This window comes from Aeromonas sp. 97A (genome assembly GCF_051919185.1).
Lineage (GTDB): Bacteria > Pseudomonadota > Gammaproteobacteria > Enterobacterales > Aeromonadaceae > Aeromonas > Aeromonas veronii.
The window spans coordinates 1,008,384-1,021,462 of the sequence record NZ_JBQBFF010000001.1; the positions used below are offsets into that span (position 1 = coordinate 1,008,384).

At 60.4% G+C, this 13,079-nt stretch carries 10 protein-coding genes and 1 pseudogene; 3 read left to right on the forward strand and 8 right to left on the reverse strand.

Annotated elements, in window-relative coordinates:
• The first annotated feature begins 115 nt into the window (after positions 1 to 115).
• Positions 116 to 922 (forward strand): crotonase/enoyl-CoA hydratase family protein, encoded by an 807-nt coding sequence (locus tag ACTG27_RS04575; RefSeq protein ID WP_439979160.1) that lies wholly within the window; start codon positions 116 to 118, stop codon positions 920 to 922.
• A 70-nt stretch (positions 923 to 992) separates the two neighbouring features.
• On the opposite strand, the gene ACTG27_RS04580 is transcribed toward ACTG27_RS04575, so the two are convergent.
• A complete protein-coding gene (locus ACTG27_RS04580) occupies positions 993 to 2,492 on the reverse strand; it encodes an alanine/glycine:cation symporter family protein (protein ID WP_199428610.1) in 1,500 nt (499 codons plus the stop codon).
• Between the two features lie 348 nt (positions 2,493 to 2,840).
• On the opposite strand from ACTG27_RS04580, the pseudogene ACTG27_RS04585 reads away from it, so the two are divergent.
• Together ACTG27_RS04585 and ACTG27_RS04590 are read left to right on the forward strand one after the other, a co-directional pair.
• Positions 2,841 to 3,277, forward strand: a pseudogene (locus ACTG27_RS04585) (GNAT family N-acetyltransferase).
• A gap of 76 nt (positions 3,278 to 3,353) precedes the next feature.
• Positions 3,354 to 4,118, forward strand: a complete 765-nt coding sequence (locus tag ACTG27_RS04590; protein ID WP_439980492.1) for a zinc-dependent peptidase — start codon at positions 3,354 to 3,356, stop codon at positions 4,116 to 4,118.
• Positions 4,119 to 4,199: 81 nt separating this feature from the next.
• Here ACTG27_RS04590 and ACTG27_RS04595 read toward each other — a convergent pair whose 3' ends face one another.
• From ACTG27_RS04595 to ACTG27_RS04625, 7 genes are all read right to left on the reverse strand, one after another.
• The gene (locus tag ACTG27_RS04595) at positions 4,200 to 4,796 is read right to left on the reverse strand and encodes an acetate uptake transporter (RefSeq protein ID WP_005336948.1); all 597 of its coding nucleotides are present in this window, start codon (positions 4,794 to 4,796) and stop codon (positions 4,200 to 4,202) included.
• A gap of 223 nt (positions 4,797 to 5,019) precedes the next feature.
• The gene (locus tag ACTG27_RS04600) at positions 5,020 to 8,022 is read right to left on the reverse strand and encodes a DUF748 domain-containing protein (protein ID WP_439979161.1); all 3,003 of its coding nucleotides are present in this window, start codon (positions 8,020 to 8,022) and stop codon (positions 5,020 to 5,022) included.
• Positions 8,023 to 8,074: 52 nt separating this feature from the next.
• The gene (locus tag ACTG27_RS04605) at positions 8,075 to 8,836 is read right to left on the reverse strand and encodes a substrate-binding periplasmic protein (protein ID WP_439979162.1); all 762 of its coding nucleotides are present in this window, start codon (positions 8,834 to 8,836) and stop codon (positions 8,075 to 8,077) included.
• A gap of 36 nt (positions 8,837 to 8,872) precedes the next feature.
• Complete coding sequence (locus ACTG27_RS04610) at positions 8,873 to 9,283, reverse strand: MerR family transcriptional regulator (protein ID WP_031227613.1); 411 nt, start codon at positions 9,281 to 9,283, stop codon at positions 8,873 to 8,875.
• 2 nt (positions 9,284 to 9,285) lie between these two features.
• Complete coding sequence (locus ACTG27_RS04615) at positions 9,286 to 10,254, reverse strand: hydroxymethylglutaryl-CoA lyase (protein WP_167556286.1); 969 nt, start codon at positions 10,252 to 10,254, stop codon at positions 9,286 to 9,288.
• Positions 10,251 to 12,221 carry an ATP-binding protein gene (locus ACTG27_RS04620; protein ID WP_439979163.1) on the reverse strand — a complete coding sequence of 657 codons (1,971 nt, stop codon included), beginning with the start codon at positions 12,219 to 12,221 and terminating at the stop codon, positions 10,251 to 10,253. The genes ACTG27_RS04615 and ACTG27_RS04620 overlap by 4 nt, the downstream gene beginning before the upstream one ends.
• On the reverse strand, positions 12,218 to 13,072 hold the full coding sequence (locus ACTG27_RS04625) for an enoyl-CoA hydratase-related protein (protein WP_439979164.1): 855 nt from the start codon (positions 13,070 to 13,072) through the stop codon (positions 12,218 to 12,220). The genes ACTG27_RS04620 and ACTG27_RS04625 overlap by 4 nt, the downstream gene beginning before the upstream one ends.
• Positions 13,073 to 13,079: the final 7 nt, after the last annotated feature.

Sequence of the window (13,079 nt, forward strand, 5' to 3'; positions counted from 1 at the left end):
GGAGGGGGAGGCGACCAGCCGACTTTAGTCTCAGCTGTACCGCCTGTTCACACTCTGATAACGTGGTGGTATGACCAGTGAGTCAGTTTCAGGGATCAAGGAGAGGACAAGGGAGATGGAAAAACCAAGGGTCAAGTGCGAGATCCACGACGGGATTGCCGAAGTGATGCTGACGCGGGGGGATAAACTCAATGCGCTGGACCGCGCTATGTTCAGCGCCATCGACGAGACATTGACGCAGCTCGCCCGGCACAAGGGGCTGCGGGCGGTGATTCTGCATGGCGAGGGGCGAGCCTTCTGCGCCGGGCTGGATGTGAAATCCATGCTGAGACAGCCGGTGGCAGCGCTCGATATTCTCAAGCGTGAGGCGGACGAGGCGACCAATCTAGCCCAGCGGGTCGCCTATGGCTGGCATCAGCTGCCTGTGCCGGTGATTGCGGTGACCCAGGGAGTCTGTTTTGGCGGTGGCTTGCAGATTGCGCTCGGGGCCGATTTTCGCTTCAGCACCCCCGATTGCCGCTTTTCGGTGATGGAGATCAAGTGGGGCATCATCCCCGACATGAGCGGCAGTGTCACCATGCGCAACTTGATGGGGCTGGATACCGCCATGGAGCTGGCCATGAGCGGGCGCGAGCTGGATGCCTTCGAGGCCAAAGCTCTCGGGATGGTGAGCCGGGTCTGCGCCGATCCGCTGGTGGAGGCGCGGGAGTTTGCCCGCACCCTGATCACCAAGTCGCCGGATGCACTGGCGGGGATCAAGCAGCTCTACAGCCAGGCCTGGGCCCGCAGCGATGAGGCGATGCTCAAAGAGGAGACCCGCCTGCAAAAGCAGATCCTGGGGCGACCCAATCAGTGGCGGGCCACCCTTAACAGCCTGTTTCGCTGGCGTCTGCCCTTCGGGCCGCGCCGCAATCCGCTCTGAGTTGAGGTGACAGTAAAAAGAAATGGCAGCCGAGGCTGCCATTTTTATTGATGTCTTATGTCGTTCTGGTTCAGGAGGTCTTGCGATCCTGATCCGGCTCGAACTGATGGCCCGATTTCTCCAGTTCCAGGTTCTCTTCGGAGCGCTTGCCCACCCAGTAATCGGCGTTCTTGATGCCGAGCTTCTCCGGGTGGAATACGGGGTCAATACCTTGTGCCTGCTGCGCTTCATAATCCTTCAGACAGGTGAAGGCGGTCTTTTGCAGCAGCAGGATGGCGATGATGTTGAGCCATGCCATCAGGCCGACCCCGATATCACCCATGCCCCACGCCAGATCTGCAGTCTTGACGGTGCCGTAGACGGTGGCAGCCATCAGCGCAATTTTCAGCAAGAAGGTGAGCCAGGGGCGATTAATCTTGCGGTTGATGTAGGCGATGTTGGTTTCGGCGATGTAGTAGTAGGCAACGATGGTGGTGAACGCGAAGAAGAACAGCGCGATGGCCACGAAAATGCTGCCAAAGCCCGGCATCATGCTCTCCATAGCGGTCTGCACATAGCCCGGGCCTGCTGCGATACCGGCAATACCCGTGTAGATGGCGGCGCCGTCCGGCCCTTGTACGTTATAGAGACCGGTGATCAGCAGCATAAAGCCGGTGGCGGAGCAGACGAACAGGGTGTCGATATAGACGGAAAACGCCTGCACCAGACCCTGCTTGGCCGGGTGACTCACTGCCGCAGCAGAGGAGGCGTGCGGCCCGGTACCCTGACCCGCTTCGTTGGAGTAGACCCCGCGTTTTACCCCCCACATGATGGCCAGACCCAGAATGGCACCGAAACCGGCATCCAGACCGAAGGCGCTCTTCCAGATCAGCAGGATCACGCTCGGCAGCTGGCCGATATTGAGGGCGATGATGACGCAAGCCACGATGATGTAGCCCAGCGCCATAAAGGGCACCACGGTACTGGCGAAGCTGGCGATACGCTTGACGCCGCCGAAGATAATAAAGCCGAGCAGCAGCGCCAGACCGGCGGCGGTGACGTTCGGATCGATATTAAAGGCGGTCTGCAGGCTGGAGCCGATGGAGTTGGCCTGCACGCCCGGCAGCAGCACGCCGCAGGCGAAGACGGTAGCGATGGCGAAGGTCCAGGCGTACCACTTCATGCCAAGCCCTTTCTCGATGTAGAAGGCCGGGCCGCCGCGGTATTCACCGTTGATCTTCTCTTTGTAAACCTGACCCAGGGTGGACTCCACGAAGGCGGAGCTGGCGCCGAGGAAGGCGACCATCCACATCCAGAACAGGGCGCCCGGGCCACCGAAGGTGATGGCGGTGGCCACACCGGCGATGTTACCGGTACCCACACGACCGGCCAGGGTCATGGCCAGCGCCTGGAAGGAGGAGACACCGGCATCGGTGCTCTTGCCATCAAACATCAGGCGCACCATCTCTTTGATATGACGCAGTTGCAAAAAACGGGTGCGCAGGGAGAAGTAAAGACCGACCCCCAGACACAGGTAAATGAGCGCAGGGCTCCAGATTACACCATTGATGGCATTGACGATTTCATTCATGTACAACAACTCCTTTGTTGTGTTTGTGGCGCTGTCTTGGCGAGATCTTGGCCTCGCTCTCTGTCACTGTTTTCGGCCCTGTTTGTTAACAATCCAGTTAACAAATGAGCGCAAGGTTGAGGGGTTAAGCAGAGCGCAAACACGCGCCATGCATGGCTTGTAACATATCGAGTTGTATCGGTGCTTCCCAGCGAAAAATGTTGCCTTGTTGCAAATTTGTGAATTGACAAGGGTGGGGGGATAATGGCAGGCAGCGTTTTCTATGAGTAAAGATGAGATCCTCCTTGTTGATCTGCGCCAGACAATGTGACGGGCGTAACACAATGGAAAGCAAACATGAGGCCAACAATGAAAAATGACCCTGAGACGTTGACGATCCGTCCCCCTGAGGTCGACGACGGGAGCGCCATCGCCCACCTGTTCAGCCAATTGGGGTATCCTGCCGAAGGCGGTGACGTGACGGCGCGCCTGTTGGCACCGGATCCCGCGAGCGTTGTGCTGCTCGCATCCCTGGCCGACAAAGTGGTCGGCGTGCTGGTCTGGCACAAGCTGGCACCGTTGCATGTTGCACCAGCTTGGGGCCTGATCTCGGCGCTGGTTGTCGATGAAGGGGCAAGAGGGGCGGAGTGGGCGCAGCCTTGCTCAAGGGAGCCGAAGCGATGGCGCGGGCCGCAGGTTGCGCCCAGCTGGAGCTATCCAGCAGTCTCAAGCGCGAGGCGGCCCACCGTTTCTATCTGGCGCAGGATTATCAGGAGCGGCCGAAACGGTTCGTCAAACTGCTGTGACCTGTTGTTTGCATCAAAAGAAGGAGTAGGCGTGCTGGGATGGTTCAAATGGCTGGGTGGTCGCCCGCAAACGCCCATGAGTGAGGATGAGTTGGCGCTGTGGCGTCAGGCGCTGGCGGCAGTGCCCATCTTGCAAGGGCTCAGCGATGCCGAGCAGACGACGCTTATCGGCTTGGGGCAGCAGCTGCTCAAGCGCAAGACCCTGACCCTGATCGGGGTAGATCTCAGCCCCCGTCAACAGGCGGTGCTGGCACTGCAGGCGGCGTTGCCCATCTTGCACCTCGGCCTTGATTGGTATCGCGGCTTTCACGAAGTCATCATCATTCCCGAACCCGTCACCCGGCGTCAGGAGGTGCAGGATGAGTTCGGGTTGGTGAACGAGTTTGAAGAGGAGAACGCTGGTGAATCCTGGCCGCAAGGGCCGCTGGTGCTGGCCTGGAGCGAACTGCAGCAGGATGGTGACTGGGACGGCTTTAATCTGGTGATCCACGAGCTGGCTCACAAGCTCGACATGCTAGGCGGTGAGGCGGACGGCGCGCCGCCGTTGCCGGGGCAGATGAGCAGCCTGCTGTGGCAACAGGCATTTCAGAGCGCCTTCGATACGCTGTGCCAGCAGCTTGATCGGGACGAAGTGACCGATATCGATCCCTATGCTGCTGAACATCCCGCCGAATTTTTTGCCGTCAGCTGCGAGTGCTTCTTTACCGATCCGCTGCGGCTGCAACAGGTCTATCCCGCGGTATACCGGCAACTGAGCCAGTTCTTTAGCCAGGATCCCGCACTGCGTTTTCCCGCGACCCGTTTGCTGGCGGGGGAGGGGGACGCCAAGTCACTGAGCTGATAACCGATCTGTTGAACGGTTATTCGAGATAGCAAAAAGGCACCCGAGGGTGCCTTTTTCACAATCTGAGTGGCTTGCCTATCAGGCAGCGGCTTTCAGCTGTACGGCGGCGGCTTTCTTGTGATCGCCGATTGGCATCACGGTACGGCCGAACTGCTCATTGATCACGGTGGCCATAGCCAGGTAGATGGCGCTGGCGCCACAGATGATGCCTTCGAAACCGGCGATGGTGCCGATCAGGGTGCTGCCGGTGAAGTCACGGGCGGCCAGCAGGAAGAACAGCACGGTCAGGGAGGCGAAAACGAACTGCTTGGCGCGCGGGTAGTTGATGGTGCCAACCAGCATGAACAGGGTGAACATGCCCCACATCAGCAGATACCAACCCATGTAGGCGTGCGGAGTGGCTTCGGCCAGACCCATGGTCGGCATGATCAGCAGGAACACCAGGCTCAGCCAGAACAGGCCGTAGGAGGTGAACGCAGTCACACCGAAGGTGTTGCCACGCTTGTACTCCATGATGCCAGCGATGATCTGGGCGATGCCGCCGTAGCACAGGCCCATGGCCAGGATCATGGCGCTGATGGGGAAGAAACCTGCGTTATGGATGTTCAGCAGGATGGTGGTCATACCGAAACCCATCAGACCCAGAGGGGCAGGGTTGGCCAATTTTTCGCTCACGTGGCGTTCTCCAAAAATAGAGGTGGGGTTAACAAAAGACGCGCGATTTTAGGCAGGCTGTGGCGCGCCCGCAAGGGGGCAAGGGGGATAAATCGTAAAAAAACTACGTGATTATTTGCATCAGAGGCCAAATGCTCACCAAGACAGGCTGTTTGGTGAGCAAAAGGTGTCAAAATAGTTGAGGGGTTGTATTTTTATTACGCATTTGCGCAGTGCGGCGGCCTTACTGATCCAGTGTCAGGATCACTTTGGCTTCCTTATCCTCTTCCTTGACCTGGCTGTCGAGCACGAACAGCCGCTCCGGGGCGATCCCTTGGCTGTCGACCAGAAACTCCTTGGTATTTTGCGCCCGGCGCATGGCGAGATTGCGCAGGGATTTGGCGGTGATGAGCTGCTGATCCCGCAGCAGGATCACCGCCTGGGCCCGCAGTGCCGCGCTCTCTTCATCCAGATGGAGGCGGTCCGCCAGATCATCCAGATCTTCGCCAAAGCGCTCTTCATAGGCCTGGGCCAGCGCCTCTTGCAGGGCTGAGTCCTGTTCCAGCAGGTCGAGATCCGCCTGATTGCCGGTGAGCTTGGCCAGTACCCGCTCCAGTTTTTGCCGTTGCAGGATGGGGCGCTCCTCGTTGAAGTTGACCTTGCCGCGAATGTTCATGCTGAGCTTGGGTCTATCCTTGAGGGCCTGCGCCAGCTTGACCAGTTTCTCCTGCTGGGTGGGGGTGAGGTCGGGCTCCCCCGGCAGGAAGGGAAGTTCGTCGAGATCTTCGGTGCCATCGGCCAGCGAGGCGAGCAGGGAGAAGGGGGAGGTGATCGCCTTGCTCAGGGTGTTGCCCAGCACATCCCAGAAGATATTGCCGATGCTGAAGTCCGGTTGATCGAGATCGCCCTTCACCTTGAGGTTCATCTGTATCACCCCGTTGGCATCGCTTAGCAGGGCGATGGCCAGCCCCAGCGGCAGATCCTTGGCCTGATCGCTCTTGATCTTCTCGCCCAGTTGCAGCTTCTTGATGGTGATGTCGTTATCCCCCTCCAGCCGATTGCCCTCCAGCTTGTAATGCAGCTTCATGGAGAGCTGCCCCTTGTCGATGGCATAACCGGCATAGGTGCCCGAATAAGGGGTAAAGGTGGTGAGCTCCAGATTGTGGAAAGCGACCGCGATGTCGAGGATCGGGTTGGCGACCAGCAGGTTGGTACCGCCGCGAATGGTCACTGGCGCATAGCGATCCACCTTGCCGTTGAAGGCGAGATCGGAGCGTTGCCCCGGAATATTGCTGATATGGCGGCTCTGGCCGCCCAGCGAGGCGATATCGGCCACAAAATCCTGACTCAGACTGCGGTCGGCAAAGCGCAGGTTGCCCTGCTCGGTGCGCAGCTGATCGATGGTGAAACGAAAATCGGGAGCCTTGCTGCCAGCCGTCGCGTGAGGGCTGTTGGTTGCCGCCGGTTGTGGCAACAGCAGCTGTTGCAGGTTGGTGGTGCCATCTTCGTTGATCTCGATGCGGGCGAAGGGCTTGTTCAAGGCAATGTCCTTGATCCGCATCTGCTGGCTGATGCCGTCGTACGTCAGACCGGTGAGAGCCAGGGTGTTGAACTCCAGCAGCCGCTGATTGTCTGCCCGATCGACCACCTTGAGCCCGTTGATATCGAGCCCCCCTTGCAGGGTCAGCTTGCTGAGATCTCCCTGGGCGGTGGTGGCGAGATCAAGGCGGGTCTTGCTGCTCAGCAGCCCGTTTTGCACCTTGATACGCACCAGATCGGCCAGATAGGGTTGCGCCAGCGTCAGGGGCAGCTCCTGCTGGTTGATCTCGCCGCTTAAGGTGAAAGGAGTCAGGGTCAGTTGGCCATCAAAGGCGAGGGGGCTGCTCTGGTTGAACTGGGTGGCCAGAGTCAGTTTGCTCGGTTGCTCCCCCTTGCTGCCCAGTGGCCCCAGCGCTAGCTTGAGGCCGGAGAGCTGGCGTGCCTGCGGTTTGCCGCTGCTCGATTCGGTGAGAGTGAGATCGCCCCTGTCGATAAGGATCTGCTTGATCTGCCACTGCCAGGGTTTGTCTGTCCCGTGTTTCTTGCCGTTAGCGGCTGCCTTTGCTTGTTGTGCCGACTTGGGCGCCGCATTGTTGGCCACCTCGTTTGCGACGTGGGCCCCTTTGACGGGCTTGGCGGGAGCTTGTTCAATCAGCAAGTCAGCCAGATCCAGTTCCAGCTGTGGGTTGAGGGTGGCCTTGAGCAGGGGTTGTTGCAGAGTGACCTTGCCGATCTGGAGCGACTGTTTCTGGCCATCGACAGCCAGATCGCTCAGGGCCAGCTGGCCGAAGCGGGCAAATTCGTCGCCCTTGTGTTTTTTAAGCTGCCAGTTGTCCAGGGTCAGCTTGCCTTTGGACAATTGCCACAGCACTCCTTGCTTGCCCTCTTTAAGCTGGTACTCCACCTCTGCATTGGCGTGGCCCTTGGCCAGATCCAGCTTGAGATAGGGTGCCCAGAGCGGGGCGAAGGGTTTCAGGTCGACCTGTTTGAGGCTCGCTTTGCCCTGACCCATGCCGCTCATTACATCGAGTTTGCCGTGGGCAGCGAGGCTGCTTTTGCCGTTGATGGCGGCGTTCAGCTGATAGGCGGTCGGGTGATTTGCCTCGGTGCGCAGGTTATCGAGCTTGAGGGTCATTTTCTCCAGATTGAGAGGCGGCAACCAGCCGGGTTCGCTCTCCTTGCGCTGATCCTGATAGCGCATATGCCCGTCAGTGACATTGACGCTGGCAATATCGACCAGTAGCGGGGCGCTGGCTGTCTCGGGCTCGGGGGCGGGCGCAGGGGTGAGCAGGGTCGCCAGCGCATCGGTTAGATTGAGTCGAACATCCCCCTTTTTGTCTGCCAGCCGTTGCAGCTGCACCACGGGTTTGGTCAGGGTGACGGCGGAAAGCACGACCCCTTTCTGCTGCCAGCTGGTTTGCAGGTTTGGGGTGATAAAGAGCTGTTCAAAACCGATGATGGTCTGCTGCTTGGCATCGAGCAGGGCAGTCGCGCCGATGGAGATAGAAGGGTTGCGCAGACCTACGTCAATCTCCCCCAGCGTCAGTTGCAGGCCATAGTGCTCGGCCAGCCAGCCGGGCAGATAGCGCTGGATCAAACGGGGGGTTTGCCACAGCAGCAGAGTGATCAGGATAAGAAACAGCAGGAAAGCGTAGGCAAGGTAGCGCAGCAAGCGGAGCTTGGGGGACGCGGGCTCGGTGGTGTTCATTTGGTGCACTCCCATTTGGTTCCCGCCATGGTACAGAAAAGCTGGATAGTAATCATGGGGTTGCGTGCTGTTGTACGCCGTACTTTGTCCAAAGGCGATCCAGTTCACCCATTTGTTGCAGCGCTGCCAGCCACTGTTCCAGCTGGGCAGGGGTAATGGGGGCCTCAGGGTGAAGGATTGCGCGGTGCTGATACTGTTGATCCCATTTTTGCGAGATCAGCAGCTGGTCGGCGGTGTCGGGGTGGGCCAGCAGATACTGGTTAAGGTAGGAAACGTTGAGAATGGCTACCTCGCCACGCCCTTTGAGTAGCGCTTGCAAGACACTGACGTTGTCCTTGACCAGGGTGATATTGAGCTTGCGCTGCAGGTAGAGAGGATCGGCATTGAACTGGCCAACGCCGTAGTGGTAGCCGGTCACCCCGATAAGATGATGCCGAGAGGGGTCATCGAAAAAGCGCTGATCCCGACCCGTTTTGTTCAGGGCCACATAGACCTCACCACCACCGAGAAAGGGGGCTGTCATCTTGAATTTATCTGTGTCCCAGCCCCACTTGCTGTCTTCAAACAGCATCAGCGAGAAACGGCCCAGATCGAGCGCCTTGTAACGGTTGGCGGCCGAGGTGGGAACAAACACGAATCTTACCTCTTGCTGGATCTCGTTTAGCTTGGCGATGAGGTCCAGCGTCAGCCCTTCATAGCGGGAATCGGAGAGTTTGACCACAAAGGGGGCATAGGGGTATCCGCCAACCTTGATGAGGGGATGGCTCCAGCCAGAGAGGCTGAACAAGAGCAAAAACCAGCACCAATATCTCATGGGATCCCCAAGGCAATAGCTTGCTCCCAGATTCGGTTAATCTGCGCCAGTTTTCAAGCTGTTAAGGGAATTAACACAGCGCTGCTCGGCGGCTTCCAGCTCGGCCATCACCATCTGGATATCCTCCAGTTGTTGGCGCAGCACGCCGCGTTTTGTCTCGATCAGCTGGATCATGGAGTGGAGCTGGGTTTTGCTCGATTTGTCGGTGTCGTACATATCGAACAGCTCGCGGATCTCGGCCAGGCTAAACCCCAGCCGTTTGCCGCGCAGAGTCAACTTGAGCCGGATCTTGTCCCGATGGCTGTAGATGCGGGTTTGCCCCTCCCGCAGCGGGGTGAGCAGCCCCTCATCCTCGTAGTAGCGGATGGTGCGCGGCGTGACATCGAACTCGTGGGCCAGCTCCGAAATGCTGTAGGTGATCTCCTTGCCGGGCAGGGAACGGGACATGGTCATGACTCCTGTTGCTGGGCGTTTGGTTGGCAGAGGCGGGCACGCAGTCGCTCGGCATTGGCGTGCAGGGCCTGACCGACCCGCGAGCCGTTGGGGCGAGCGAGCTGCTCGCTCACCCACTGGCCGGTGGCCGCCAGTTTGTCGAGATCCACTCCTGTCGTCATGCCAAGGCCATGTAGCAGGTAGACCACCTCTTCTGATGCCACATTGCCGGAGGCGCCCGGCGCATAGGGGCAGCCGCCAAGCCCCGCCACCGAGCAGTCGATGGTGCGAATGCCACGCTCCAGCGCGGGTAGCAGGTTGGCCAAGCCCTGACCGTAGGTGTCGTGAAAATGGACCGCGAGTCGCCCCGCCGGGATCTCGTGCAGCACCGCATCCAGCATGGGCGCCACCGTGCCGGGGGTGCCAACGCCTATGGTGTCCCCCAGCGAAATTTCGTGGCAGCCGAGATCCAGCAACTGTTCGGCCATGGCGGCGACCCGTTTCGGGCGGGTCGGGCCATCGAACGGGCAGGCGATGACGGTGGAGAGGTAGCCGCGCACCTTGATGCCGAGTCGGCGCGCCTCCTGTACCAAGGGGGCGAAGCGCACCAGCGACTCCTCCACGCTGATGCCGATATTGGCGCGGGTAAAACCGTCGGAGCAGGCGGTGAAGAGACCAATCTCATCGGCGCGGGCGGCAATGGCTGCCTGCAAGCCTTGCAGATTGGGCACCAGAGCGCCGTAACGGGTTGAGCCCTTGCGCGGCAGTGCCTCGAACAGCGCAGCGGAGTCCGCCATCTGCGGCACTTTTTTGGCAGAGACAAAGGCACCCACCTCGATGCGTTGCAGCCCGCTGTCGGTAAGGCGCTGGATCAGCTCCAGCCGCTGTACCAGGGAGAGGGGCGCAGCTTCATTTTGCAGGCCATCTCGCGGCCCCATCTCCACCAGACTGACCCTGTCGTCACGGACGTCCTGTGATCGGTTCATGGGTGTTCCTCCTGTGAAGCAGTCTCTTCGGCAAAGCGCACCAGCACGGTTCCCTGGCTTACCTGCTCGCCCTGTTTGCACAGCAGGGCTTCAATTACCCCGTCCCGCTCTGCACGCAGTTGGTGCTCCATCTTCATCGCTTCCAGCACCAGCAGGGGTTGCCCCTTGCTGACCGTTTGGCCAGGTTCGATCATCACGGCTACCACTATGCCGTGCATGGGGGCGATGGCGCCCTGCGCCTTCTCATTTGTCTGATCATGATGGTGGCTGTGCTGCCGATCATCGGCCGCGAAGCGGATGCGCTGGCCCCCCAGGGTCATGATGAAGGCTGCCTCCGAGCCTGCGACCGTCTGAATGGGGATCTGTTGCCTGCCGCCGCCCTTCTGCAGCCGGATATTATCGTCACCTCTCTGGTAGCAATGAGTCTCCCCTTGCCACTCAAACTGGCCGCCATGATCGTGAAGGGTCAATACCCGGCGCTCATCACCAATGCGTACCGCCGCTGTCCAGCAGCGATCCGGCCCTAGCCGAAATCCGCAGGCTTGCTGCCAGGGGGAGGTGCCCGCAGGGCGGCTCGCCAGCCAGAGGGCGGCCAGCGGCCAGGCGAGCTCAGGAATGGGCCGTGCTGTGGTGGGTATGGGCCATTGGGTATGGTGGCCCATGGCCAGGACGTCGGGCTCTTCACACAGGCGCAGCAGCAGCGGGCCGTTGTGCACCAGCGGCCCGAGATCCAGTGCCGCCAGCGCATCGGCCAGTTGAGCGAACGCCTCGGCGCGACTCTGGCCGTGGGCGATCAGCTTGGCGATCATGGGATCGTAATAGGGGCTGACCTCATCGCCAGCGGTAACGCCGGTGTCGATGCGCACGCCAACGGGCCAGTGGAGCCAGTGGATAGGCCCGCTGGCGGGCAGAAAACCGGCCGCCACATCCTCGGCGTAGAGGCGCGCCTCCACTGCATGGCCGCGCAGCACCACTTCCTCTTGGGTGAGTGGCAGCGGCTTGCCTTCGGCTACGGCCAGCTGCCAGGCAACCAGATCCTGCCCGGTCACCGCTTCGGTGACCGGATGCTCCACCTGCAGCCGGGTGTTCATCTCCATAAAGAAGAACGCATCCTTGCAGAGCAGGAACTCGATGGTGCCAGCCCCCTGATAATTGATGGCTTTGGCTGCGGCCACGGCTGCCTCCCCCATGGCGCGGCGCAGAGCCGGAGGGATGTCGGGGGCGGGAGCCTCTTCGATCACCTTCTGATGGCGTCGCTGCAAGGAGCAATCCCTGTCCCCCAGATAGATGGCGTTGCCGAGGCTATCGGCAAAGACCTGTACTTCCACATGGCGAGCCAGGGGCAGATAGCGCTCCAGCAGCACCAGATCGTCACCAAAGGCGGCCTTGGCTTCCCGTTTGACTGCCGCCAGCGACTCGTCAAAGTCGGCCAGCTGATCGACCCTACGCATCCCCTTGCCACCGCCGCCACTGGCCGCCTTGATAAGTAGCGGGAAGTCAATCTGGCTCGCCTGATCGCGCAAAAAGTCCGGCCGCTGATCCGTGCCGTGATAGCCGGGCAGCACAGGTACGCCGGCAGCCTGCATCAGCGCCTTGGCGCCCGATTTGTCGCCCATGGCGAGAATGGCGGCGCCGCTTGGGCCGACAAAGCGCAGGCCGCGCTGTTCGCAGGCGGTGGCAAAATCGCTGTTTTCCGACAGAAAGCCGTAACCGGGATGGATGGCATCGGCACGCGCCTCTTTGGCAATCTTCAGCACCTTGCCGGTGTCGAGATAGCTCTCTCTGGCCGGTGCGGGCCCCAGATGCCAAGCCTCATCGGCAAGACGAGTGTGCATGGCGTGGGCGTCGGCATCGGAGTAGAGGGCGATGGTGTGGATGCCGAGGCGTTTCGCCGTCTTGATGATGCGCACAGCAATTTCGCCGCGATTGGCAATCAGCAGGCGCTTAATCTGAGAGTGATGGGTCATGTCTCATCCTTGAAACGGGGACGCCAGGCGGGAGGACGTTTGTCGAAGAAGGCCTGCATCCCCTCTTGGGCTTCGAGCCCCACCCGAACCCGGGCGATGGTCTCGACAGTTTTCTCTTCGTGCAGGCGGGAAGGATGGTCTTCTATCGCCGCCAGCAGCCGTTTGGTCTCTTTCATCGCTTCCGGCCCGTTGCGGCACAGACGAAGGGCCTGCGCCCGTCCCTCCGCCAGCAGTTGATCCGGTTGGCAGAGTTGGTGTGCCACATTGAGCCGACAGGCGGTGATGGCATCGAACGGCTCGGCACTGAGCATGTAGCGGCGCGCCTGACGCATTCCCATGGCACGTACCACGTAGGGGCTGATCACCGCAGGCACTAGCCCGAGGCTTACCTCTGAGAGGCAAAAGCGGGCGTCGTCGCTGGCCAGCACCAGATCGCAGGTACAGATCAGCCCCAGCGCCCCGCCATAGGCGGCCCCTTGCACCAGCGCTACCGTGGGGAAGGGGAGCTCATCGAGGGTCTGCATCAGCCGCGCCAGTACCCGGGCGTCTTCGCGATTGTGTTCGAAATCAGCGTGGGCCAGATTGCGCATCCAGTTGAGGTCGGCGCCCGCGCAGAAGTGTTTGCCTTCGGCCCGCAGCAGCAAAGCATGAGGACGTTCGGCGAGAGCATGACCATGGAGATGGGCCAGGTCATCGAGGCAGTCGAGCAGCCCCAGCATCAGGTCGGCATCAAAGGCGTTGTGGCGGGCCGGGCGCGACAGCACCAGTTCGGCCAATGGGCCGTGCCGCTCCAGCCGAAACGGGCCCTGTGTTGAAGAGCCAAGTGCTGAGGAAGTAAGTGGATCTGACATAGTTTTG

Excerpts from the sequence above, each read along its gene's own strand:
- ACTG27_RS04615 (WP_167556286.1), bottom strand. The coding sequence starts at position 10,254 with ATGAACCGATCACAGGACGTCCGTGACGACAGGGTCAGTCTGGTGGAG.
- ACTG27_RS04575 (WP_439979160.1), top strand. The coding sequence starts at position 116 with ATGGAAAAACCAAGGGTCAAGTGCGAGATCCACGACGGGATTGCCGAA.
- ACTG27_RS04610 (WP_031227613.1), bottom strand. The coding sequence starts at position 9,283 with ATGTCCCGTTCCCTGCCCGGCAAGGAGATCACCTACAGCATTTCGGAG.
- ACTG27_RS04605 (WP_439979162.1), bottom strand. The coding sequence starts at position 8,836 with ATGAGATATTGGTGCTGGTTTTTGCTCTTGTTCAGCCTCTCTGGCTGG.
- ACTG27_RS04600 (WP_439979161.1), bottom strand. The coding sequence starts at position 8,022 with ATGAACACCACCGAGCCCGCGTCCCCCAAGCTCCGCTTGCTGCGCTAC.
- ACTG27_RS04590 (WP_439980492.1), top strand. The coding sequence starts at position 3,354 with ATGAGTGAGGATGAGTTGGCGCTGTGGCGTCAGGCGCTGGCGGCAGTG.
- ACTG27_RS04625 (WP_439979164.1), bottom strand. The coding sequence starts at position 13,072 with ATGTCAGATCCACTTACTTCCTCAGCACTTGGCTCTTCAACACAGGGC.
- ACTG27_RS04580 (WP_199428610.1), bottom strand. The coding sequence starts at position 2,492 with ATGAATGAAATCGTCAATGCCATCAATGGTGTAATCTGGAGCCCTGCG.
- ACTG27_RS04620 (WP_439979163.1), bottom strand. The coding sequence starts at position 12,221 with ATGACCCATCACTCTCAGATTAAGCGCCTGCTGATTGCCAATCGCGGC.